Source organism: Acidipropionibacterium jensenii (assembly GCF_005890135.1).
GTDB classification, from domain to species: domain Bacteria; phylum Actinomycetota; class Actinomycetes; order Propionibacteriales; family Propionibacteriaceae; genus Acidipropionibacterium; species Acidipropionibacterium jensenii.
The window spans coordinates 1591227-1614368 of record NZ_CP040635.1 but is presented as its reverse complement, the minus strand read 5'-3'; the positions used below and the strand labels follow the sequence as shown (position 1 = coordinate 1614368).

Genomic DNA, 23142 nt, shown 5'->3' with positions numbered 1-23142 from the left:
GGCCGTCGGCATCGCCCAGCGAGGATTCACCCCGGTCAACTACAAGGGCAGGACGGCCTGGGTCCAGACCAGCTACCTGTCGCGCAGCAAGCCCGCACCCAACCCCCAGCGACTCGACAACCGATGCCTCTCGGGACTGGTGGTCTGCATCTCCAAGACCGACCGGAAGCTCCGTCTGGTGAACAACGGCAAGATCCTCATCACCCTGGATGCCCGCTTCGGCAGGCCCAGCGAGCCCACCCGTGAGGGTTCCTTCAAGATCTTCTGGAAGAACAAGAACCACGTCTCCACCCTCTACGGGTCCAGGATGCCCTTCGCCATGTTCTTCAGCGGCGGCGAAGCCATCCACTACTCCTCCGACTTCGCCGCCCGCGGCTACGTCGGCAACTCCCACGGCTGCGTCAACATCCGGTCCTGGTCCGGCATCCAGTACGTGTGGAACCACGCCCCGGTGAACACCAAGGTGGTCGTCTACCGCTGAGCCCGCACCACCGGACCGCCCTCAAGGCGGGCCAGGATCGACAGGAGTCCCGGGGCCGAGCGTTCGGCCCCGGGACTCCTGTCTGTCCCCCCCAGTCGGACCTCAGGACGCTCCTGGCCGTATGAGCCGCACCAGGGCAGGCGAGCCACCGGCCCCATGAACCGCAACCACCTAGGGTGTGGCGATGACACAGAACAGGACAGCGCTGATCGTCATCGATCTGCAGAAGGACGTACTGGCGAACGCCTATGACTCCGACGGCGTCGTCTCCCGTGTGGTCGGTCTCGTCGACCGCGCTCACGCCGAGCAGGTTCCGGTGATCTGGGTCCAGCACAACGACGAGGCCATGCCGCTCGGCAGCGACCAGTGGCAGCTCGACGACCGACTGGTCCCCGCCGACGGCGACGCCCGCCTCGACAAGACCTACGGCGACTCCTTCTCGAACCCGCAGCTCCCGGCGCTGCTGGAACGCCTCGGGATGAGGCGACTCGTGATCGCCGGGGCGCAGACCGACCAGTGCATTCGATGCACCTGGCACAGCGCCCTGATACTCGGCTACGACTCGGTGCTGGTCTCCGATGCGCACACCACCGAGGACGGCGAGTTCGACGGGATCGAGCTGCCGGCCAGGGCCACGATCGCCCAGACCAACATGTACGCGACCTGGGGCAGCGTCTACCCCGATGCCCGGGGCACGGCCACTGCGGCCGCCCAGGTGCAGTTCGTCTGAGGCGTCTCAGGCCTCTGTGACCCTTCTCCAGGGCCGCAGGGACTCAGTGGAGCTCCTGGACCCCTTCCGGCAGCCGGACCGTGGTGTCGCGCTCCTCGGTCTCGTCGACCCCGCGCGAGGAGACCTTGTCGAAGAGGATCTTGATGGTCTGGATCATGATCTTGACATCGAGAAGCAGCGAGTACTCCTTGATGTAGATGAGGTCGAAGTTGAGCTTGCTGGCGAAGTCCGAGGCGTACTTCCCGTACACCTGGGCGTAGCCGGTGAGTCCGGCCCGGACGTTGTGGCGCAGCCGGTAGTGGGCGTTCCCCTGCTGGAACTGGTCGACGAAGAAGGGCCGCTCCGGGCGGGGTCCGACCATCGACATGTCCCCGACCAGCACGTTGAACAGCTGCGGCAGCTCGTCGATCCGGAGACTGCGCAGATACTTGCCGACCGGGGTCACCCGAGGATCGTTGGTGGTGGCGAGCATCGGGCCGGAGTTCTTCTCGGCGGTGACCCCCATCGACCGGAACTTGAGGATCCGGAACTCCTTGCCCCCCTTGGTGATCCGGGTCTGCCGGTAGAACACCGGGCCCGGGGAGGTCGTCCTCACCAGAATCGCGGTGACCAGCATCACCGGGGAGGCGATGATGAGACCGATCAGGGCCACCAGGAAGTCGAAGCACCGCTTGATGAGGTCGAATTCCGACGGAATCTTGAACGGGCTGGCGGCGATGATCGACTCGTCCTCGATACTCATGATCGTCGGATTGACCAGCAGCAGGTGCTCGAAACTCGTGGTGAGGAATATCTCCTTCTCCTCGCCGAGAAGAAGATCATAGATCGCGGTGCGCTCCGCGTTGGGGATGAGATCCGAGACGTGGGCGGTGTCGAACTCGTCGATGTGTGCCCGGATCTGCTCCAGGTAGTGCCCGTCGACCACCTGGGTGAGGCGGTGACGTCGACTGCGGTTGGACATGTAGTTCAGCACAGCCCCGGAGATCTGATCTGGGGGGCCGAGCACCATCACCCGTTTCACCCCGCGGATCCGCTGATAGGCGAGGAAGACCAAGGTTCTCCACAGCACCAGCACGATGATGCTGACGGCCAGGTTGATGAGCAGCACCGACCGGGGGAAGGCGAACCACCGGCCGGCGAAGGTGAGGGCCATGATGAAGACTGTGATGAGGATCTGGTCGACGACGGTGATGATCCACACATCGAGAACCGTCTTGTTGTAGAGGACGTAGACACCCGACAACACGTTGATGGCCAGGAAACCGATCGCCGATACCAGCATCGCAGCCTTGGCGTCATTGAGATTGCGCGACGGAATGAATCCCAACGAGGTGAAGAAACGCAGGTAGAAGGACAGGTAGAGGCAGCCGACGAACACCGCGACGTCAATGACTGCGGTGAGCAGCTTCTGGGTCTTGTTGAAATCGACCTTCTGCGGCACTCGTGTTCTCCTCATCGTGTTCTCCCGGTCCCGGGGAGATGTCCCCTCAGAGTATCGGCCGGACGTGCAGCCCGACCTCCGGGTCCACCAGCAACTCCTGGCTGGCGGGATGGCCGTCCACCTCCACGACGGCGTCGCCGGGCGTCGCCCGGCGCAGCAGGGCCAGCCCGATCGGGCCCGCCTCGTGATGCATCGCCACGGTGCCCAGGGTCCCGACCCGGCGTCCGGCCAGGGTCACCTCGCTGCCGGGTGCGGGCAGGTCGGCGTCCGAGCCGTCCAGACAGAGCAGGGTGAGCCGGCGTGGCGGCCGACCCAGGGTGTGCACCCGGGCCACCGTCTCCTGACCGCGGTAGCAGCCCTTCTCCAGATGGGTGCCGTACAGGCCGATCTCATTGGGGATGGTGCGCTCATCGGTGTCCAGGCCGATCCTCGGCAGCCCGGCGGCGATCCGCAGCGCCTCCCAGGCCCGCACCCCCACCTGGACGGCGTCCAGACTTCCGGTGATCTCGTCGAGGCGGTCCGCCGGGACCAGCAGCTCCCGGCCCTCGGCCACCTCGGAGTCCAGGCTCACCAGCGAGTCCGTCAGAGCTCCGGGAGCGGCGGTGCTGGAGGCGAGCCACAGCACCTGCAGGTCGGGACGCAGGGCCACCTCCACGCGCATCATGAAGCGCATCGAGTCCAGCCAGTCGACCAGCCCCTGCCCGCGTCCTGGCTCGGTCCAGGCCCAGAAGGTGGTGCCGTCGTCGACCCCGTGGAAGACGTGCTCGACGTGGCCGGTCGGCGAGAGCACCAGACCGGTGACCGTCCGGCCCGGTTCCAGGCCCTCGAGGAACTGGCTGGTGATCGAGTGCAGCCAGCCCAGCCGGTCGGGGCCGGTCACCGAGAAGACCTCGCGGTTGGCCAGCAGCAGCCAGCCCGAGCCGTCGGCCATCCGCCGCTGCTCCAGATTGGGATTGTCGAGATGGGACACCAGACCGGCGTCGGGTCCCTCGGCCAGCATCACCGCCGACATCAGGACCTCGCCATCCGGGCCCACATGTAGGGCTGGAGGGGGGTCTCGGCGGTGGCCCGGTCGAAGGTCCACAGCAGATCCCCCTGAACCTGCCCGTAGAGCCGCTGACCGCCGGTGTAGGGCAGATCGGCGTTCTCGGTGGTCATCACGGCATCGGTGACCAGCTCGATCCGGGCGCCGTCGATCGTGCCCGTCCAGACCTCGGCCCAGCCCTCCGGTGCGGCCATCACGACGTCGATCGTCTGATCGGGGCCCGGACGCCAGAACCCGGCCTCCATCCGCAGCGGCGCCTTCGGGGTGCCGTCGGGATTCTTGGTGAAGGTCTGGCAGACGTAGTGCAGGTAGTCGCCGCCGTTGTCGGCGAAGTCCACCTGGGCGCCGAAGTCGAAGTCGCCGTCCTCGGGGGTGGTGCCGTGGCCCTCCCCCTCCCAGTGGCCGATCATCCAGGCCAGCGGCATCAGGGCGTTGTTGAGATCATCGGGTATCTGGAAGGGCATCGGTTTCTCCTGGGACTCGGCGAGGGCGGTGAGTGGTCGGGTGCGGGTCAGACGCCGGGGCCGGCCCTGCGCAGCAGCTCCCGAACCACCAGCACCAGCAACCCCACGGTCACCGACAGGCAGGCGGCCACCAGGACGACGAGATCAAGTGTGGCCATGGGGGGATTCTATGTCCGGGGCAAGGATCCCCGGGGACCCCGCCGAGGCGTCGTAGCATGTGCGGCGGCGATGCCGCGGCCGGATCCCGGACCCGCGACGACTCGTACCTCGAATCGATCAGGGAGAACCACATGTGCCATCAGATCACCTGCCCCCGCTGCGGGAAGCCCACCTGGCAGGGATGCGGTGAGCACATCGACCAGGCGCTGTGGGGCGTGGCGGTGGCCGATCGTTGCCACTGCCAGCCCGCCACCCAGCAGGAGCACGACATCCGGGTCGCCCGGTGAGAGTGGTCATCCAGCGCGCGCTGGAGGGCCGGGTCAGCGTCGACGGCCGGACCGTCGGGCAGTTGACCTCGCCCGGTCTGGTGATCCTGGCCGGCATCACCCACGACGACACCCCTGCCGTGGTGGAGAAGGTGGCGTCCAAGGTGTGGGGACTGCGGATCCTCGAGGATGAGCGGTCGGCCTCCGACATCGGGGCGCCGCTGCTGGTGGTCAGCCAGTTCACCCTCTACGCGGGGACCCGCAAGGGACGTCGTCCCACCTGGAACGCCGCGGCCCCCGGCCCGGTCTCCGAACCCCTCATCGACCACTTCGTCGAGCACCTGCGCACCCTGGGCGCCCATGTCGAGACCGGCGTCTTCGGCGCCGACATGAAGGTCAGCCTGGTCAACTACGGCCCGGTGACGATCATCATCGACTCCGACACCTGGCAGTAACCGGCTCGAGACGGCGGGACCGCCGCTGGACCGCGGAACTGGACGTCGGGATCGAGCGCGACGACCGGCTGTCCCGAAGTTGTCGGACCTGCCCTGCATACTGTGTGTCGGTCAGTCCGATCCGGTCACCGGCCGGACCCAACCGAGGAGGGGCCGTGAAGAGCTTCCATCACGTCCTGGTCAACACCCTGCTCGCGAACGTGACGACGAGTTTCCTGTGGTTCGCGCTCACCTTCTGGATCTACCTCGAGACCCGATCGGTGCTCGCCACCGGTATCGTCGGCGGCGGGTACATGGCCATGGTGGCCCTGTGCTCGCTGGCCTTCGGGGTGATCGTGGACCACAACCGCAAGAAGAAGGTCATGGTGATCGCCCAGGTGGTCACCCTGGGCACCTACCTGCTGGCCGGCGGCATGTGGGTCGTGCTGCCCGACGAGTCCTTCCTCAGCATCTCCTCCCCCGCGTTCTGGGCCTTCATCGGCGTCATCCTCGCCGGCAGCGTGGTGGAGAACATGCGCAACATCGCGCTGTCCACCACCGTGACACTGCTGGTCCCCGACGACCGGCGGGACAGGGCCAACGGCCTGGTGGGGGTGGTGCAGGGGATCGCCTTCATGGTGACCTCGGTCTTCTCCGGGCTGTCCATCGGATATCTGGGGATGGGACCCACCCTGCTCATCGCCCTGGTGGCCACCGGGGCCGCCATGGCCCATCTGGTGACCATCTCGATCCCCGAGGACAGGATCATGACGGCGGCCCGGAGCACCCCCGCGGAGTCCTCTCCCGAGGGCGGCCAGGAGGTGCCCGGCAGAACCGCCGACAGCACCGGGATCCCCGCCGGCACCACCGACAGCGCCGAGACTCCCGCCGGGGTCCCGAGTCCCGACGGCGCCCCGGCCCCGGAGCCCGCTCTGACCCTGAGGCAGCGCATCGATCTGTCCGGCTCGATCGCGGCCATCCGCTCGGTGCCCGGGCTGATCGCCCTGATCCTGTTCACCTGTTTCAACAATCTGGTGGGCGGGGTCTACATGGCGCTGATGGACCCCTACGGACTGGAGCTGATGTCCGCCCAGGCCTGGGGTCTGGTGCTGGGCGTCACCAGCATCGGGTTCATCGTGGGCGGCGGGATCATCGCCAGGACCGGCCTGGGCCACAACCCGGTGCGCACCCTGCTGATGGTCAACATCGGGGTGGCGGTGGTCGGCGCCGTCTTCGCGATCCGGGAGTCCTGGGTGCTGTTCGCGGTGGGGATCTTCGTCTACATGTGCATGATCCCGGCCGCGGAGGCCGCCGAGCAGACGATCCTGCAGAGAGTGGTGCCGTTCGAGAGACAGGGTCGGGTCTTCGGGTTCGCCCAGAGTCTGGAGACGGCCGCCGCCCCGGTTTCGGCCTTCCTGGTGGCGCCGGTGGCGGAGTTCGCGGTCATCCCCTGGATGCGCGAGGGGTCCGGGCAGCATCTCCTCGGCTGGCTGCTCGGGCGCGGGGACACCCGTGGCATCGCCCTGATGTTCCTGCTCGCGGGTCTGGTCATGCTGATCGCGGTGGCGCTGGCCTTCATGTCGCCGCAGTACCGGAGCCTGTCGACCCACTACGCGGGCACCCGACAGTCGCTCCCGGCTGCAGGAGGCACTGCGTGACGATGCCCGCGGGAATAGATGCCCGCGGGAATAATTGACATGTCACGGACATTGATGCGGACATGAAGAGTTTCGGATTCCTCTCCTTCGGCCACTACGGCCGGGGCACCGGACCCTACGACCCGGACGCCGCCCGAGCCCTGCGCGAGGCGATCGAGATCGCCCAGGGAGCTGATGAACTGGGCGTCAACGGGGCCTACTTCCGGGTCCACCACTTCGCCCGGCAGGCGGCCTCCCCGATGCCGCTGCTGTCGGCGATCGCCGCCACCACGAAGCGCATCGAGGTGGGTACCGGGGTCATCGACATGCGCTACGAGAACCCCCTGTACCTGGCCGAGGAGGCCGGGGCGCTCGATCTTATCGCCGACAACCGGATCGCCCTGGGCATCAGCCGGGGATCCCCAGAACCCGCACTGCGCGGATACCAGGCCTTCGGCTACACCGGGTCGAGTGACCCCCGCGGCGCCGACCTCGCCCGCGACAAGTTCGACCTCTTCCTGCGCGCGATCGGGGGAGAACGGGTCGCCGAGGCCGACCCCGAGCAGTTCGGCCCCGGCCAGCGACTGAGGATCGAACCGCACTCCCCCGGCCTCACCGACCGCATCTGGTGGGGATCGGGCACCGCGGCGACCGCCGAGTGGGTGGGGCGACTCGGGGTCAACCTGATGAGCTCGACACTGCTCACCGAGGCGAACGGCGGATCCTTCGCCGAGATCCAGGCCGCTCAGATCCGCGCCTACCGGCAGGCCTGGAAGGAGGCCGGCCACACCCGGACCCCGCGGGTCTCGGTGAGCCGCTCGATCTTCCCGGTGCTCAGCAAGGAGGACCTCTGGTTCGCCGCCCCGATGGGCGACCAGTCCCGCGATCAGATCGGCATGATCGACGGCTTCGTCTCAACCTTCGGCAAGACCTACTCCGGTGATCCGGACACCCTGATCGCCGAGCTGAAGGCCGACGTCGCCATCCAGGAGGCGGACACCCTGATGCTCACCATCCCCTCGCAGCTGGGACCCGAGGTCAACCTGAGACTGCTGGAGAACTTCGCCACCCACATCGCCCCGGCCCTGGGCTGGCAGCCCAACACCGAGGGGCCGACCACCGGCTACCCGATCGACTGAGTGCCGCTGCCGAGCCGGCCGGACTCCCCTGTCGGGCCGGTTGGGCGCTCCGCCCGACCGGCCGCGACCTCGGCTAGCCGACCGACTGGAACCCCGTTGCCGCGCAGATGCGCGGCAACGGCTGGTCCTGGGAGTCAAGTCCGGGGATGAGAATCCCCACCACCAGGCCGATCACCATGCACAGGACCGCGGCCAGCAGCACCCAGGACCACCGGATGCCGTGCGGGCCGTCGAAGCCGTGCCCGGAGGCCCGGTGGTAGCCGGCGGTATGACCCACCACGACGCTGGGCCCCTCCCCGTCGGGATCGCCCAGGCTGAGCAGCCCACCGGTGGTCGGGTCGAGGGTGTCGTCTCCGCGACTCTCCTCGGAACGAGTCTTCTCTGACCGGCCCTTCTCGGAACGAGCCTTCTCGCCGGGCTCGCCGGCACCGGATCCGGTGGTCTCGACAGCGTCCTCATCGCCGCTGCGCTCACCGGGATCGCGTGGGTCAGACTCCCCCGCGTCGCCGTCCTCCTGGGAGCGCGCGGGTCTGAACCAGTTGTCAGGAAGGTCCGAGACCACCCAACGATCTTATGTGCCCGATGCACACCAGCACGAAAAATGCGCCATTCCGGGCCCATCTGGGGCAGAATGCACATCAGAGTCGATCACTGGTCCACAAGCAGTTCCATCGATGAGGGGTCATCGGGGCGGGCACCGTCGGGTGCCGAACTCCCACCCCGCTACGATGGCGTCGTCATCCGGATGGTGACCGTGCTCACAATCCTGTGGCAGGCCGTGGGAAGGATAAGGCGCATCGTGTCGAGACTGGCTCTTGTGGGGCCCGCAGACGAGCCGCTGCCGGAGGCACTCGAGCTGCTCCCTCACACCACCATCCGCTACGACGACATCGAGGACTGTCTGGATCATCTGGACACCACCGACGTCGTCCTGGTGGACTGCCGCACCGAACCGGCCAGAGCGCGCGAGACCTGCCTGCAGCTGTCCTCCCGGGAGTCGACGGTCCCGGTGATGCTTCTCGCCTCGGCCAAGACCCTCTCGGTGGTGACCCGGGACTGGGGGGCCGACGACTTCCTCACCGACACCGCTACCTCCCTGGAGGCCGACGCCCGACTGCGGTTCGTCGCCTCGGGACACGAGACCAAGGAGCTGGTCGCCGGCCCCTTCACCGTCGACGAGGACGCCTACACGGCCTCGGTCGGGGGCACCAGCCTGGACCTCACCTACACCGAGTTCGAACTGCTGAAGTTCCTCGTCGGCCATCCCGGCCGGGTGCTCACCCGCGATGTGCTGCTCTCAGAGGTCTGGGGCTACGACTACTACGGCGGCACCCGCACCGTCGACGTCCACATCCGGCGGCTGCGCGCCAAGATCGGCCCGGAGTACGAGGGTCACATCCAGACCGTCCGGTCGGTGGGATACCGCTTCCAGGCCCAGCGCTGACCCGCCGGCAGGGCCGGCCGCCACGGCGGCGGGATTCCGACCGGCCCTTCACCCACGTCCCGTCCGATAGATTTGTGGCCGACAGACCGGACGGCCACAACCGACGACACCGTCCCGGTTCCCACAAGGAGCAGCCAGATGGCCAAGCAGTCAGTCACCCCTTCAGCGGCCAGACAGGCGGCCCAGAAGGCCAAGCGCAAGGCCCCCGCGTCCGACCAGGACCTTCCGGTCGACCGCTACTCCGACCGCGAGCTGTCCTGGTTGGCCTTCAACAACCGGGTCCTCGACCTGGCCCGTGACGCCGAGCGCATCCCGCTGCTGGAGCGCGCGAAGTTCCTGGCCATCTTCTCCAGCAACCTCGACGAGTTCTACATGGTCCGGGTGGCCGGGCTGAAGCGCCGCATCGACGCCGGCGTCGCGGTGCCCACCCTCACCGGCCAGATGCCGCGCGACCTCCACGAGGCGATCCTGGACCGCACCCACGAGCTGGTGAGCGCCCAGTCGAGAGTCTTCTCCAAGGACGTCCGCCCGGCGCTGGCCCAGGAGGGCATCCACATCCTCACCTGGTCGGAGCTGGACGACGAGGAGAAGGACCGGATGCGCACCCTCTTCTCCGAACGGGTCTTCCCGGTCCTCACCCCGCTGGCGGTCGACCCCTCCCACCCCTTCCCCTACATCCGCGGGCTGTCCATCAACCTCGGCGTGATGCTGCGCAACCTGGTCACCGGCACCAATCAGTTCGCCCGGGTCAAGGTGCCCTCGGTGCTTCCCCGGTTCATCGACCTGGGACACGGCCGGTTCCTCCCCCTGGAGGAGGTCATCAGCCGCCACCTCGACCAGCTGTTCACCGGGATGCACGTCATTCAGCACACCACTTTCCGGGTGACCCGCAACGAGGACGTCGAGGTCGAGGAGGACGACGCCGAGAACCTCCTCTTCGCCCTCGAGAAGGAGCTGCTGCGCCGCGAGGTGGGCCGGCCACCGGTCCGCCTGGAGGTTCAGGACGACATCCAGGACGACATGCTCGAACTGCTCACCCGCGAGCTCGGCGTCTCCGAGCGGGAGGTCTTCCGGCTGCCCGCCCCGCTGGACCTCACCGGGCTGTTCTCCCTGGGCGACGTCGACCGCGACGACCTCAAGTACCCCAACTTCCTGCCCATCACCCACCCCCACCTGGCGGAGGTCGAGACCGCCCGGCCGGCCAACATCCTGGCCGCCATCCGGCGTCGTGACGTCCTGGTCCACCACCCCTATGACTCCTTCGCCACCAGCGTCCAGCGGTTCATCGAGCAGGCGGCCGCCGATCCCAAGGTGCTGGCCATCAAGCAGACCCTCTACCGCACCTCCGGCGACTCCCCGATCGTCGACGCCCTGGTGGAGGCCGCCCAGGCCGGCAAGCAGGTGCTCGCCGTGGTGGAGATCAAGGCGCGCTTCGACGAGCAGGCCAATATCGGCTGGGCCCGGGTGCTGGAGAAGGCCGGGGTGCACGTGGTCTACGGGATGGTGGGTCTCAAGACCCACTGCAAACTCTCCCTGGCGATCCGCGACGAGGGCGACAGCCTGCGCCGCTACGCCCACATCGGCACCGGCAACTACAACCCGAAGACCGCCCGACAGTACGAGGACCTGGGGCTGCTCACCTGCAACCCGATCATCACCGACGACGTCGCCCGGCTGTTCAACCACCTGTCCGGGATGACCGCCGAGAAACGCTACCGCCGACTGCTGGTGGCCCCCGAGGGGATCCGCAGCGGCATCCTGGAGGCGATCGACCGGGAGATCACCGCCAAGAAGGAGGGCCGGACGGCCGGGGTCAAGATCAAGGTCAACGCGATCGTCGACGAGGCGATCATCGACGCCCTCTACCGCGCCTCGCGCGCCGGGGTCCCGGTGGACCTGTGGGTGCGCGGGATGTGCAGCATCCGGCCGGGCATCCCCGGGCTGAGCGAGAACATCCGGGTCCGCTCGATCCTGGGCCGGTTCCTGGAGCACTCGAGGGTCTTCTGGTTCGCCAACGGCGGGCGTCCGACGGTGGCGATCGGCTCGGCCGACCTCATGCACCGCAACCTGGACCGCCGCGTCGAGGTGCTGGTAAGCCTGTCGAACAAGGACCACATCGCCGAGATCGAGAACCTCTTCGCGCTGGCCTTCAACGAGCACACCATCTCCTGGCAGCTGCGCGACCGCGAGTGGACCCAGGTCTCCCGCGACGCCGACGGCCAGATCCTCACCGATCTGCAGGAACGACTCATCGCCGAGACCCGGACCAGGGGGCGTCACCGATGAGCCGCCGCAAGGGACCGGTCCTGGCGGCCGGTGCAGTGGTCCTGCGCCGCACCGCCGAGGGGACGGTGCAGGTGCTGGCGGTGCACCGACCCCGCTATGACGACATCAGCCTGCCCAAGGGACACCAGGAGCCCGGCGAGGACTCCCCGGTGACCGCGGTGCGCGAGGTGCTCGAGGAGACCGGGGTGCGGATCCGGCTGTCGGCGAACCTGCAGCCCATCGAGTACGAGATGCCCAACAAGATGGCCAAGCTCGTCCAGTGGTGGGTCGGCACGGTGTGCTCCGAGCACCCCCACGAGCCCGACGAGGAGGTCGACCAGGCGATGTGGCTGGACCTGGCCGAGGCCCGCACCCGGCTCAGCTACGCCACCGACGTCCAGGTTCTTGAGGAGGCCGTGAAACTCCCGGCCACCACCACCATCGCCCTGGTGCGCCACGCCAAGGCGATCAGCCGCAAGGAGTGGGCCTCGGGCAAGCACCGGAACAAGACCGATCCGAAACGCCCGCTGGACCGGCGGGGCAAGCGCCAGGCCAAGGCCCTCGCCGCCCTGCTGGAGGCCTACGGCGTCTCGCGGCTGGTGAGCTCCCCGGCGACCCGATGCATGCAGACCCTCACCCCCTACGCGCAGGCCGCGGGGGTCGAGATCCAGCAGCGCGAGGAGTTCACCGAGGAGGCCTTCGAGGCCCACCACAAGCCCACCCGCAAGGCCATGAAGGAGCTGGTCGCCGAGCAGCTGGCCGACCCGGACCAGCCGCTGGCGATCTGCGGACACCGGCCGGTGCTGCCGGCGATGGGCGACGTCCTGCACTCCGGCAACCACCCGATGGCGACCGCCGAGTGCCTGGTCGTCCACCTCAACGCCAAGGGCAAGGCGATCCGCCAGGAATGGCACAGGCCCAGCATCTGAGGTGCTCGGGGGATCCGGTTGCGCGGACCTGTCCGCCGGCCGGCAGCTGTTCACCCGGCGTTCACCGGGGGGCGGCCCTCAGGTCATGTCGGCCGCTTAGCGTGTGCGCTGTACGGGCCACCAGAAGTGCTCCGGGAGACGTCCTCGCGGACCACCGGAAGACTCCCGGACCCGTGGACCACAGTCCCCAGCACTCAAGGAAGTTCTTGTGAAGACCAAGCGCCTCGCCATGATCGCGACCATGGCACTCCTGGGCAGCGTCTCGCTCGCCGCGTGCGGCTCCAACAGCTCGAGCAGCAGCTCCTCCCCCTCGGCCACCGAGACCTCCTCGGCGGCCAGCAGCCAGGCCGGCACCGACTCGTCCAGCACCCCCGCGGCACCGGTCGGCAACACCAAGTACACCCCGACCTGCCCCGGCGGCGCGATCAACGGCGCCGGCTCCTCGGCCCAGGCCAATGCCATCACCCAGGTGATCAACGACTACAAGACCGCCTGCAAGGGCAAGGGCCAGGTCAACTACTCGATCACCGGCTCCGGCGCCGGCGTCTCGGCCTTCACCGGCAAGCAGATCGACTGGGCCGGATCCGACTCGGCCCTGTCGGCCGACAAGGGCGAGGTCGCCAAGGCCAAGGAGCGCTGCTCGGCCAATGACGCCTGGCACCTGCCGATGGTCGCCGGCCCGATCGCCGTGGTCTACAACGTGGACGGCGTCTCCGATCTCACCCTCAGCACGCAGACGATGGCCAAGATCTTCGCCGGCGACATCACCAAGTGGGACGACGAGGCGATCAAGAAGGAGAACCCTGGCGCCAAGCTCCCCTCCACCAACATCTCGGTGTTCTACCGCTCCGACGAGTCGGGCACCACCGACAACTTCACCAACTACCTCAACACGGCAGCCGGCGACATCTGGTCCGAGCCCCACTCCAAGCAGTGGAAGGGCACCGGAAAGGGCGCCGACAAGTCTGCCGGCGTCTCCCAGGCGGTCAAGTCGACCAAGGACTCGATCTCCTACGCCGAGTGGAGCTACGCCACCAAGAACAGCCTGTCGATGGCCAAGATCGACAACGGCGCCGGACCTGTCGAGCTGACCGGCGAGTCCGCCGGCAAGGCGGTCTCGGCCGCCAAGGCCGCCGGCAACGGCAACGACCTGCGCCTGGAGATGCAGTACAAGGACACCCCCCAGGGCGTCTACCCGGCCGTTCTGGTGACCTACCAGATCGTCTGCTCGAAGGGCCTGGACCCCCAGAAGACCGCCCTCCTCAAGGACTTCATGTCCTTCTACGCCTCCTCCACCGAGCAGACCGCCATCCAGAAGGCCGGTTACGCCCCGCTGCCGGCCGAGGTCTCCGGCAAGGTGCTCGCCTCGGTGGCGGCCATCTCCTGACCTGTCCGTCCCGATTCATCACGATGAGGACCGTGCCCGGTCTCAACCACCCGCCGATGTGCCACTGTTGACGTCGGACGGGTCTCACCGGGCACGGTCCCGTCGTGTCGGATCCCGCTTGAGGAAGGAAATCCATGGCCGAACCGAACGCCGTCGCGCAGTCCCACGGCCCGGCGTCCCCGCACGCCGCGGGCCAGCCCGACCCGCACCCGACCAGGGTGCAGACCAAGCCGCCGTCCAGGGTCGGCGACCGGATCTTCTCCGGCACCTCGGCCACCGTGGCGATCCTGCTGGCCGTCCTGGTGGTGCTGATCTTCGCCTTCCTCGTGAGGTCCGCGATCCCGGCGCTGCAGGACAACGAGTCGAACTTCTTCACCACCCGCACCTGGTCCACCGACAGTTCCCCGCTCAACTTCGGGATCGCAGCGATGGCCTGGACCACCGCCATCTCGTCGATCATCGCGCTGGCGGTGGCGGTGCCACTGGCCATCGGCATCGCCCTGTTCATCACCCAGATGGCGCCTCCTCGGCTGGCCGGTCCGGTGGCCTTCGTGGTCGACCTGCTGGCCGCGGTGCCCTCCATCATCTTCGGCCTGTGGGGCAGCATCGTGCTCAGTCAGGCCGGTTTCCTGGAGTGGATCCGTTCGGTGCTGGCCACCCTTCTGGGCTGGATCCCGATCTTCCGCGAGACACCCAGCTGGACCGATGTGAGCGGAACCGTCTTCCTGGCCTCCACCGTGCTGGCGATCATGATCCTGCCGATCATCACCGCCACCAGCCGTGACGTGATGGCCCAGACCCCCACCGACCAGATCGAGGCCAGCCTCGCCCTGGGGGCCACCCGCTGGGAGGTCATCAAGATGGCCGTCCTGCCCCACGCCCGGTCCGGGATCATCTCCGGATCGATGCTCGGTCTGGGACGGGCCCTGGGCGAGACCCTGGCCGTCACCCTGATCCTCCAGCAGGTCAGCCAGATGCAGCTGCGTCGGGCCTTCGACCCGTCGATCTTCACCGGCGGCGACACCTTCGCCTCCAAGATCGCCCGCGACTTCCCCGAGGCCCTCAACGATCCCAAGTCCCTGGGCGCCCTGGTGGCCTCGGGCCTGGCCCTGTTCGTCATCACCTTCTTCGTCAACGGCGCGGCCCGAATGATCGCCGAGAGAGGGGTCAAGCGATGAGCTCCTCATCCCCCCACGACTCGAAGACCGCCCCCGGGACGCCGAACGGCGTCGCCGCCGGTGCCGGTGCGAACGCAGGGGTGAGCGCAGGTGTGAGCGCCACCGCAGGTGCCGGTTCAGGCGCGACCGCCGGAGCGCCCGCACCGCGTCTGGACCTCTCCCGGCCCTCCGCATGGCGGACCGCCCGCAACGGATTCGCCTCGGCCTTCATGGTCCTGTCCACCCTGCTGGCCGTCGCACCGCTGGTGTGGGTGCTGTGGTCTGCGATCAGCAAGGGGATCGGATCCCTGCTGCGCGCGTCCTGGTGGACCAATGCGATGGACGCCGCGGACCAGGCCAAGTGGGGCGCCCTGCACGCCATCCTCGGCACCGTGGAGATCGGCCTCATCACCGCCGTCATCTCGGTTCCGATCGCCCTGCTGACCGCCATCTACCTGGTCGAGTACGCCCGCGGCACGAAGATCGCCAGGGTGATCAGCTTCGCGGTCGACGTGCTCACCGGAGTCCCCTCGATCGTCGCGGCACTGTTCATCTTCGCCCTGGTGGTCACCACCTTCGGCAGCCACCAGTCGGCCTGGGCGGCGTCCCTGGCCCTGGTGATCCTCATGGTGCCGACCGTGCTGCGGTCCACCGAGGAGATGCTCAAGCTGGTGCCCGACTCGCTGCGCGAGGCCTCCCTGGCACTGGGCGTCTCGAAGTGGCGGACCATCGTCTCGGTGGTGCTGCCCACCTCGATCTCGGGAATCGCGACCGGCATCATGCTCGGGCTGGCCCGGGTGATGGGAGAGACCGCACCGCTGATCGTGCTGCTGCAGTTCAACCAGTACCTCACGGTGAATCCGAACACCCAGACCTTCGCCACCCTGCCCACCATCATCTCCAACGCGTACACCCAGGGATCGGCCGACACCCCCACCGTGTGGGGCGCCGCGCTGACCCTCATCGTCCTGGTGATGGGGCTCAACATCATCGCCAAGGCGATCTCCCGCCGCTACCTGCGCCGAATGGGCCGGTGACCGCCTCCCTCGCGGATGCGGCGACGACCAGAAGAAAAGGACTGACATGGCCAAGAGGATCGAGGTCAAGGACCTCAACATCTACTACGGAGACTTCCACGCCGTGGAGTCGGTGGAGCTCACCGTCGAACCGCGCACGGTGACCGCCTTCATCGGGCCCTCGGGCTGCGGCAAGTCGACGGTGCTGCGCACCCTCAACCGGATGCACGAGGTGATCCCGGGGGCCTACTGCACCGGACAGGTGCTGCTCGACGGGGCGAACCTGTACGGCAAGGGGGTCGACCCGGTGGCGGTGCGCCGGACCGTGGGGATGGTCTTCCAGCGGGCGAACCCCTTCCCCGCGATGTCGATCCGCGACAACGTGGTGGCCGGGCTGCGCCTGACCGGGGCGAAGAACAAGAAGGCCCTCGACGAGGTGACCGAGCGGGCGCTGCGCGGGGCGAACCTGTGGGACGAGGTGAAGGACCGGCTGGACCGCTCGGGAGCCTCCCTGTCGGGTGGCCAGCAGCAGAGGCTGTGCATCGCCCGGGCGACCGCTGTGGAACCCGAGGTGCTGCTGATGGATGAGCCCTGCTCGGCCCTGGACCCGATCTCGACCCTGGCGATCGAGGACCTCATCAATGAGCTGAAGGAACGCTTCACCGTTGTGATCGTCACCCACAACATGCAGCAGGCGGCGCGGGTCTCCGACCGGACCGCGTTCTTCAACCTCAAGGCTCAGGGCGAACCGGGTCGGCTGGTCGAGATCGACTCCACAGAGAGGATCTTCTCCAACCCCACCCAGAAGTCCACCGAGGACTACATCTCGGGCCGCTTCGGGTGATCCGACCCGCTGGGGGGCGGCAGCCGGACCGGATCGGGTGATCCGACCCGGCACACGGATGAGATCTGCCATGTACGGCACCGGCAGTCGGATAATCCACTCGCCACCCACCAAGATGGCAGAACTCAACCTCGGACCTGCTGAACGCGGTCCACAGCCAGCTCCGCCAGGCAATCGCAGAGTTGAGATCTGCCACATACGGAGCACCGGATGGATAGTCCAGAGCCCGCACTCTCCGGTGGCAGATCTCACTGGGATCCGTGGGATCCAGCCCGCTGTGCCCATGGCCGAAAGCACCTGCGACGGTGAAGCCCCGAGCTCCATCGCCTGTTCGAGTCTCTCGTGGGACCGACCCCCGAAGCCCACCGCAACGCCCGGCTCCCAAACGACTCGAGTTGACCGGGGATCGATACCGCGCATTATATGCGAACGATTCTCATTACTGTTTCGATTGGAGATCTCACGTCTCGTCGCTGCCAGGTCCGGGCCACGCGCCCCGGCTACGGAAACTCGGTGTCCCACTCCCAGCGCCACACCCGTCGCCGCTGGGAGCCCAACCTCCAGACCACGCGCTACTGGGTGCCCTCCCTGGGCCGCCGGGTGAAGCTGCGGCTCACCCCCAAGGGGATGAAGATCATCGACTGCCGCGGGATCGACGCCGTGATCACCGAGATGCTCGCCCGAGGCGAGAAGATCTGACAGGAAGGCCGTCCAGTCTCGCCCCGGATCACACAGCAGTGCAGCCCTCGAGGCCCCTTCGGGGCACCCCGACCCACCGGACAACATGGCCAGGGCCGCTTGATCCACTCAGGGGCACCCCGACCCGCCGAACGATCCTCTTCAGGGCCACTTGAGCCACTCCGAGGCGCTCCGGCCCAATGAACAAGCGTGCTCAGGGCCGCTTTGAGCCACTTCGGGATGCCTTCGGGGGCGCCCCAGGGAGCTGCGCCGGTGAGTTCTGCCACCTGCAGTGCGGGGCGCTGGATAGTGCACGCGCCGCAGGCACAGTGGCAGATCTCATCCCGCGACCGCCCACTCCCGAGCCACAGCCAACCCTGCAGCGCGGGCACAGAGACGAGTTCTGCCACCTACGGGGCACCGGATGGATAATCCGATGCTCACCCTGTAGATCGCAGAACTCGTGGATAGGCGGACATCGCTGCCCGCCGACCGAATAGGTCAGTGGCGCCCGTAACGGCGGTTGAACTTCTCCACGCGGCCGGCGGTGTCGATGACCTTGGCCTTGCCGGTGTAGAAGGGGTGGCTGGCCGAGGAGATGTCGACGTCGATGACCGGGTAGGTGTTGCCGTCCTCCCACTCGATCGACTTCTGCGAGTTCGCAGTGGACCGGGTGAGGAAGCTCATCCCGGCAGAGATGTCGCGGAAGACCACCGGTCGGTAGTCGGGGTGAATGCCGTTCTTCATGACGCTCTGCTTCCTGGCCCCGTGGGGCACTGTGTTCTGTGGGTTCCAGCCGTATTGTACTGATCTTGTCGAAAACTGCCGACTGCGGTTCAGGGCAAGCCCCGGCGCGGACCCGGTGAGACTACCCCCACATGCCGTTCCGCCGCAGCCGGCGCCCCCGGAACCTGCCCCGTTTTCCAGGGTCCGGCTTGCCCCAGGGCCGACCCTGAGGCAGTATATGAGAATAGTTCTCAACAGAGTCTATGGGAGGTGCCTCGCCGGCACCGCGAGAGGAGACGGCCCGATGGCCAAGAAGAGCAAGGATCTGAGGCCGATCATCAAGATGCGGTCGACCGCGGGCACCGGGTACACCTACGTCACCCGCAAGAACCGGCGGAACTGCCCCGACCGGCTCGTGCTGCGCAAGTTCGACCCGATGGTCGGTCGCCACGTCGAGTTCAAGGAGGCCCGCTGATGGCCAAGAAGTCCAAGATCGTCAAGCAGCACAAGCGGGAGGTGCTGGTCGCCCGCCATGCGGAGCGCCGGGCCCAGCTGCGCGCGGCCCGCAAGGACGAGAGCCTGTCCATGGAGGAGCGGCTGGCCGCATCCCGAGAGCTGGCCAAGCTCCCCCGCGACTCCAGCCCGGTGCGACTGCGCAACCGCGACGCCATTGACGGCCGGCCGCGCGGATTCGTCGGCAAGGCCGGGATCAGCCGCGTGAGATTCCGCGAGATGGCCCACAACGGCGAACTGCCCGGCATCACGAAGTCGAGCTGGTGACACCATGGCCGTTCCCAAGCGCAAGATGTCGCGTTCCAACACCCGCCACCGCCGCTCCCAGTGGAAGGCGGAGGCTCCCCAGCTGGTCCCAATCGTGGTCGAGGGCCGTCAGCTGCGGGTCCCCCGCCACCTGGTGAGGGCCTACCAGAGGGGCCTCATCAGCCCCGACGACTGATCAACCGGACTCCCCTCGGCCCTGCGCAGACCACTGCGCAGGGCCGAGTCGCGTCCACCCGGTAGGAGCACCTTCAGCCCCTGGCCACCAGCCGCGACAGCGGTCCGTCCCCGGCGCGGAGCCGACCGGCCATCCCCTGCTCCACCATCCTGCCGGCGTCCAGCACGATCACCGGGGAGTCGTCAGGGACGAGATCGACCCGGTGGGTGATCTCCAGCACGGTCATTCCCCGACGCCATCGGGCGACGCCGGCGCGGACCCGTTCGGCGGTGGGGGCGTCCAGCTGGCTGAGGGCCTCATCAAGCACCAGCACCTCGGGACCGGCCACCAGTCCGCGGGCGATCGCGATCCGCTGCAACTGGCCCCCGGAGACCCCGGATCCCCGACCGGTCATCGGCGTGTCGAGCCCCTGGGGCAGTCCGGCCGCCCAGTCCTCCAGGCAGACGGCGGCCAGGGCGCGCTCCAGCAGCCGCGCATCGGCCTCCGGACGCGCCAGCCGCAGGTTGTCGGCCAGGCTCCCCGAGAACAGCACCGGATGCTGGGGCACCATCGCCACCCGGGAGCGCAGCTCGTCCAGGCTCATCGCCGAGACGTCGACGCCGCCCAGCCGCACACTCCCGGAGTCGACGTCCCAGCCGCGCAGCAGGAGTCCGGCGAGGGTGGACTTCCCCGATCCCGACACCCCGACCACCCGGGTCCAGGAGCCCGGCTCCGCCGTCAGGCAGACGTCGTCCAGAGCCGTGCGACCCCCGCCGGGGTAGCCGAAGGACACCCGATCGAGAACGATCCGCGGGTCCTGGCCGCCGCCCACCAGGGAGTCCGGATCGACGACGAGGGGTGTCGCGTCGATCACCTCGCGCACCCTCTCGGCGGCGGCCAAAGAGTCGTCGAGACCCTGGACGAAGTCGTCGATCCCGCGGGCGGGGGTCCACAGGCCGATGCCGACCGCCAGAGCCGTCAGCATCGACTCCCAGCCGGCCCCGCAGAGTGGCGTCACCACGACGACCGCCACGAGTCCCGCGGGTTGGACGGCGGCGATGATCCCGGCGCGCACCCCGGCGAGGGCGCCCGAGCGGCCGCGCAGCGAACCCAGCCGGCGGTCGGCGGCCTCCAGGGAGCCCATCCGGGCCGGTCCGGCGTTGAGGGCCAGCACCTCGCGGACCCCCTGCAGGTCGTCACCGAGCTGGGCGGCGACCTCCCCGCGTCCGGCAGCCACCCGTCGGGCGGCCCGCCAACTGAGGGATGCGCCGATGACCGGCACCACCAGCACCACCAGGACCGAGGCCGCCAGCGTCAACGCGAGCACCCCCGAGGTCCCCGCCAGCCAGGCCAGCGCGAGAACCGGCACGAGGACGGCGGATACCGCCGGGGGCAGGGTGTGGGCGAAGAACACCTCGATCCGATCGATGTCGCGGGTGGCGCGCTCGGTGAGTTCGGCCCCGGCGCGCCCGGTGGTCGCCGCGGGGGCCTGGGGGACCAGACGCGAGAAGAACAGCTCACGCAGCCGCTGGAGGCAGCCGAAGGCCACCCAGTGTCCGCAGTACTGCTCGAGGTAGCGCAGCACCGCCTTCGCCAGCGCCACCCCGGCCATCGTCAGGCCGAGGGCGAGCAGCTGCGGGTGGCTCGGGCTCCCGGTTGACGCATCGCCGATGCGTGCGACCGACACGACGGCCCGGGCGGCGATCACCAGCAGCGCGACGCCGGCCAGCTGGGAGGCGATCCTCGCCACGGCGGCGATCCCCAGGACGGGCACCAGTCGTCGGGTGTGTCCCACCAGCCAGCCGACCAGTGACCTTCTCGAGGACGTGCTCATCGGCCCTCCTGGAGCTCTGCGAGGTTGATGACCCGGTCGGCGGACAGGATCGCCTGCGGCCGGTGGGCGATGAGCAGCACCGTGCGGCCCTCGGCCAGTCGCCGCAGGGCCGCCAGGATCTGGGCCTCGGCGGCCAGGTCGACCTCGGAGGTCGGTTCGTCGAGGATGAGGATCGGGGCGTCGCGCAGCGCGACCCGGGCGATCGCCAACCGCTGGGCCTGACCGCCCGACAGGGTGCGGCCGCGCTCTCCCACCGGGGTCTGGAGGCCAAGAGGCATGGCGCCCACCTCCTCGGCGAGCCCGGCCACCCCCAGGGCTGCCCACAGGTCGGCCTCGGAGGCCTTCGGGGCGGCCATCCGGAGGTTGTCGGCGATGGTGCCGAGGAACAGGAAGGGGCGCTGCTCCACGACGGCCAGTCTGGACCGCAGCTCCCGGGGGTCGGTTGTGCGGGTGTCCATCCCGTCGACCCAGACCGTCCCCGCCGTCGGTGTGAGATGGCCCTGGACAAGGGCGCTGAGGGTCGACTTGCCGATCCCGCTGGGGCCCACCAGAGCGACGGTCTCGCCGGGGTCGACCCGGATGCTCACCCCGGTCAGGACCGGGCGACCGGGGGTCCAGGATGCGCTGACATCGTCGAGCTCGAGGGCCGGACGCCGGGGGTCCGGCGACGTGCCCTGTGCGGTGGGGGCCCGCAGTGAACCGCCCGTTGCGGGAGCCTCGCGCGACCGATCGCCGGCCGCGGTGGAGTCCCGGGGTGACCTGCCGGCCGCGGTGGAGTCCCGGGGTGACCTGCCGGCCGCGGTGGAGTCCCGGGGTGACGTGCCGGCTGAGGTGGGCACCCGGGGCGAGGCACCCGTCGCCGTCCCCGCTCGGGAGGCCGGACGCCCGGTCTCCAGGTGACGACGCAGGATGGCCTGATGGGCGCGTCCGACGACCCCGATGTAGAAGAACTGGCCGACCACGTCGACCGGCCCGATCACCAGGATCGTCATGAGGACCACGGCGATCCCCTGCCCGACCGACAGCCGCCCCGAGGACACCCGGGCCACCGCGAGCACTCCTCCGGCCACCACCACGGTGAGCGAGAAGGCGGCGTCGACCACCAGGATCAGCAGCTGGTTGCCGGCCAGCAGTCGCATCAGGGACCGGCGGTGCTGCTCGCCCCGGTGCGCGAGCTGGGCGGCGGTCCGGCCGGCGGCCCGCGCGTAGACCAGGGTGTCCAGCCCCTGGAGGGCCTCCAGGAAGGCCGCGGTGAGCCGGGCCTGGGAGCGCCGGTAGGCGGCCCCGACGGGACGGACCAGACGTCGGAAGCTGCCGATCGCCAGGGGCACCAGCACGATGAGCGCGGCAAGCCGTAGCGCGATCCCGGGAGAGATGGTGACCGCCATCACGGTCAGGACCAGCAGCGGGGTGGTGATCGACCCGACGATCGGCCCCAGGAAGCCGGCCCGGTAGTGGGCGGTGCGCTCCACGGAGGTGGTGGCCATGGACAGCAGTGCTCCGGTGCGCCGGCGGGTGCCGGTCGGCCCCATCTGCAGGACCCTCGACATCACGGCCTGGCGCAGTCGTCGCTCGGTCGAGGAGGCCGCCCACTGGGACAGCCATTGGCCGACGCCGACCCCGGCACCGGCGATCACCGCCAGCACGGCGCACTCCAGCACGCCGCGCTGTGACATCCGACCGCCGGCCGCGATCCGGTCGACGCCCTCGCCCAGCAGCACCAGCAGCATCGCGGTCGCGGCAGCGGCGATCCAGCTCAGTGCGATCGAGCAGGCGATCACCCATCGGGGGGTGGCGGCCCGGATGATCCTCCCCGGCCCCCGGGGACCGGGCGGACCGCCGGGATGCCCAGCAGAGGGCGCACTGCCGGGATGCCCAGCAGGGTGAGAGCCCCCGGCGACATGAGCACCACCCCCGTGCGGATGTCCGGAAGCCTGCAGGTATCCGGAAGCCTGCGGATGCCCGGATCCATGCCCGTCTCCGGGGACAGCGACCCCGGGTCTCATCGGTGTGCTCATGCGATGCTGCGGGCGGTGGACATGACCCCATTCTCACCCCTGGTGCCACTCGGGGCACCTCCGGCCGGCATCGGAGCAGGTCCCGGCGGGTGCATCTGCGCTTGTCAGCGGTTG

General features: G+C 68.7%; 24 protein-coding genes. 17 read left to right on the top strand and 7 right to left on the bottom strand.

Features of this window, described 5'->3' with window-relative positions:
* Positions 1-76: 76 nt before the first annotated feature.
* Together FEZ32_RS14205 and FEZ32_RS07070 are read left to right on the top strand one after the other, a co-directional pair.
* Positions 77-481, top strand: a complete 405-nt coding sequence (locus FEZ32_RS14205; protein ID WP_051238074.1) for a L,D-transpeptidase — start codon at positions 77-79, stop codon at positions 479-481.
* A 184-nt stretch (positions 482-665) separates the two neighbouring features.
* Positions 666-1211, top strand: coding sequence for an isochorismatase family protein (locus tag FEZ32_RS07070; protein ID WP_138680301.1), 546 nt, complete (start codon positions 666-668; stop codon positions 1209-1211).
* Positions 1212-1254: 43 nt separating this feature from the next.
* Here FEZ32_RS07070 and FEZ32_RS07065 read toward each other — a convergent pair whose 3' ends face one another.
* The 3 genes from FEZ32_RS07065 to FEZ32_RS07055 are packed head-to-tail and all read right to left on the bottom strand — an operon-like array spanning position 1255 to position 4161.
* Positions 1255-2667 (bottom strand): sugar transferase, encoded by a 1413-nt coding sequence (locus FEZ32_RS07065; RefSeq protein WP_138680300.1) that lies wholly within the window; start codon positions 2665-2667, stop codon positions 1255-1257.
* A 31-nt stretch (positions 2668-2698) separates the two neighbouring features.
* Positions 2699-3667 carry a CAF17-like 4Fe-4S cluster assembly/insertion protein YgfZ gene (gene ygfZ / locus FEZ32_RS07060; protein ID WP_028702114.1) on the bottom strand — a complete coding sequence of 323 codons (969 nt, stop codon included), beginning with the start codon at positions 3665-3667 and terminating at the stop codon, positions 2699-2701.
* Complete coding sequence (locus tag FEZ32_RS07055) at positions 3664-4161, bottom strand: nitrobindin family protein (protein WP_028702115.1); 498 nt, start codon at positions 4159-4161, stop codon at positions 3664-3666. Before FEZ32_RS07055 ends, ygfZ begins: the two co-directional genes overlap by 4 nt.
* A 215-nt stretch (positions 4162-4376) precedes the next feature.
* On the opposite strand from FEZ32_RS07055, the gene FEZ32_RS07050 reads away from it, so the two are divergent.
* The 4 genes from FEZ32_RS07050 to FEZ32_RS07035 all read left to right on the top strand — a co-directional run bounded on the left by FEZ32_RS07050 (position 4377) and on the right by FEZ32_RS07035 (position 7796).
* Positions 4377-4607, top strand: coding sequence for a hypothetical protein (locus FEZ32_RS07050; protein WP_097827291.1), 231 nt, complete (start codon positions 4377-4379; stop codon positions 4605-4607).
* Positions 4604-5041, top strand: a complete 438-nt coding sequence (gene dtd / locus FEZ32_RS07045; protein WP_138680299.1) for a D-aminoacyl-tRNA deacylase — start codon at positions 4604-4606, stop codon at positions 5039-5041. The genes FEZ32_RS07050 and dtd overlap by 4 nt, the downstream gene beginning before the upstream one ends.
* 155 nt (positions 5042-5196) lie before the next feature.
* A complete protein-coding gene (locus FEZ32_RS07040; protein WP_028702117.1) occupies positions 5197-6678 on the top strand; it encodes an MFS transporter in 1482 nt (493 codons plus the stop codon).
* A gap of 62 nt (positions 6679-6740) precedes the next feature.
* The gene (locus FEZ32_RS07035) at positions 6741-7796 is read left to right on the top strand and encodes an LLM class flavin-dependent oxidoreductase (RefSeq protein WP_028702118.1); all 1056 of its coding nucleotides are present in this window, start codon (positions 6741-6743) and stop codon (positions 7794-7796) included.
* A 73-nt stretch (positions 7797-7869) separates the two neighbouring features.
* Here FEZ32_RS07035 and FEZ32_RS07030 read toward each other — a convergent pair whose 3' ends face one another.
* Positions 7870-8358: a hypothetical protein gene (locus FEZ32_RS07030; RefSeq protein WP_138680298.1), complete on the bottom strand. Its 489-nt coding sequence runs from the start codon at positions 8356-8358 to the stop codon at positions 7870-7872.
* A gap of 183 nt (positions 8359-8541) precedes the next feature.
* Here FEZ32_RS07030 and FEZ32_RS07025 point away from each other — a divergent pair, with 183 nt between their 5' ends.
* The 8 genes from FEZ32_RS07025 to rpmB all read left to right on the top strand — a co-directional run bounded on the left by FEZ32_RS07025 (position 8542) and on the right by rpmB (position 17537).
* On the top strand, positions 8542-9240 hold the full coding sequence (locus tag FEZ32_RS07025; RefSeq protein ID WP_051238075.1) for a winged helix-turn-helix transcriptional regulator: 699 nt from the start codon (positions 8542-8544) through the stop codon (positions 9238-9240).
* Between the two features lie 138 nt (positions 9241-9378).
* Positions 9379-11526 carry an RNA degradosome polyphosphate kinase gene (locus FEZ32_RS07020; protein WP_097798344.1) on the top strand — a complete coding sequence of 716 codons (2148 nt, stop codon included), beginning with the start codon at positions 9379-9381 and terminating at the stop codon, positions 11524-11526.
* The gene (locus FEZ32_RS07015) at positions 11523-12434 is read left to right on the top strand and encodes an NUDIX hydrolase (RefSeq protein WP_028702121.1); all 912 of its coding nucleotides are present in this window, start codon (positions 11523-11525) and stop codon (positions 12432-12434) included. The genes FEZ32_RS07020 and FEZ32_RS07015 overlap by 4 nt, the downstream gene beginning before the upstream one ends.
* Before the next feature lie 229 nt (positions 12435-12663).
* On the top strand, positions 12664-13821 hold the full coding sequence (pstS, locus tag FEZ32_RS07010; RefSeq protein WP_138680891.1) for a phosphate ABC transporter substrate-binding protein PstS: 1158 nt from the start codon (positions 12664-12666) through the stop codon (positions 13819-13821).
* A gap of 134 nt (positions 13822-13955) precedes the next feature.
* The gene (gene pstC / locus FEZ32_RS07005; protein WP_097798343.1) at positions 13956-14999 is read left to right on the top strand and encodes a phosphate ABC transporter permease subunit PstC; all 1044 of its coding nucleotides are present in this window, start codon (positions 13956-13958) and stop codon (positions 14997-14999) included.
* The gene (gene pstA, locus FEZ32_RS07000) at positions 14996-16015 is read left to right on the top strand and encodes a phosphate ABC transporter permease PstA (protein ID WP_097798342.1); all 1020 of its coding nucleotides are present in this window, start codon (positions 14996-14998) and stop codon (positions 16013-16015) included. Before pstC ends, pstA begins: the two co-directional genes overlap by 4 nt.
* A 46-nt stretch (positions 16016-16061) precedes the next feature.
* Complete coding sequence (pstB, locus tag FEZ32_RS06995; RefSeq protein ID WP_138680297.1) at positions 16062-16838, top strand: phosphate ABC transporter ATP-binding protein PstB; 777 nt, start codon at positions 16062-16064, stop codon at positions 16836-16838.
* Between the two features lie 423 nt (positions 16839-17261).
* Positions 17262-17537 carry a 50S ribosomal protein L28 gene (rpmB, locus tag FEZ32_RS06990; protein ID WP_138680296.1) on the top strand — a complete coding sequence of 92 codons (276 nt, stop codon included), beginning with the start codon at positions 17262-17264 and terminating at the stop codon, positions 17535-17537.
* A 480-nt stretch (positions 17538-18017) separates the two neighbouring features.
* Here rpmB and FEZ32_RS06985 read toward each other — a convergent pair whose 3' ends face one another.
* Complete coding sequence (locus FEZ32_RS06985; RefSeq protein ID WP_028702127.1) at positions 18018-18263, bottom strand: type B 50S ribosomal protein L31; 246 nt, start codon at positions 18261-18263, stop codon at positions 18018-18020.
* A 283-nt stretch (positions 18264-18546) separates the two neighbouring features.
* Here FEZ32_RS06985 and rpmG point away from each other — a divergent pair, with 283 nt between their 5' ends.
* Genes rpmG through rpmF form a run of 3 tightly spaced genes read left to right on the top strand, consistent with a single transcriptional unit; the run spans position 18547 to position 19197 of the window.
* Positions 18547-18717: a 50S ribosomal protein L33 gene (rpmG, locus tag FEZ32_RS06980; protein WP_028702128.1), complete on the top strand. Its 171-nt coding sequence runs from the start codon at positions 18547-18549 to the stop codon at positions 18715-18717.
* Positions 18717-19022 carry a 30S ribosomal protein S14 gene (rpsN, locus tag FEZ32_RS06975; RefSeq protein WP_028702129.1) on the top strand — a complete coding sequence of 102 codons (306 nt, stop codon included), beginning with the start codon at positions 18717-18719 and terminating at the stop codon, positions 19020-19022. The genes rpmG and rpsN overlap by 1 nt, the downstream gene beginning before the upstream one ends.
* Positions 19023-19026: 4 nt before the next feature.
* On the top strand, positions 19027-19197 hold the full coding sequence (gene rpmF, locus FEZ32_RS06970) for a 50S ribosomal protein L32 (RefSeq protein WP_028702130.1): 171 nt from the start codon (positions 19027-19029) through the stop codon (positions 19195-19197).
* A gap of 73 nt (positions 19198-19270) precedes the next feature.
* Here the strand turns inward: rpmF and FEZ32_RS06965 are convergent, their stop codons facing one another.
* Positions 19271-21010, bottom strand: a complete 1740-nt coding sequence (locus FEZ32_RS06965; protein ID WP_138680295.1) for an ABC transporter ATP-binding protein — start codon at positions 21008-21010, stop codon at positions 19271-19273.
* Positions 21007-22791: an ATP-binding cassette domain-containing protein gene (locus FEZ32_RS14055; RefSeq protein ID WP_175415753.1), complete on the bottom strand. Its 1785-nt coding sequence runs from the start codon at positions 22789-22791 to the stop codon at positions 21007-21009. Before FEZ32_RS14055 ends, FEZ32_RS06965 begins: the two co-directional genes overlap by 4 nt.
* Between the last annotated feature and the right edge of the window lie 351 nt (positions 22792-23142).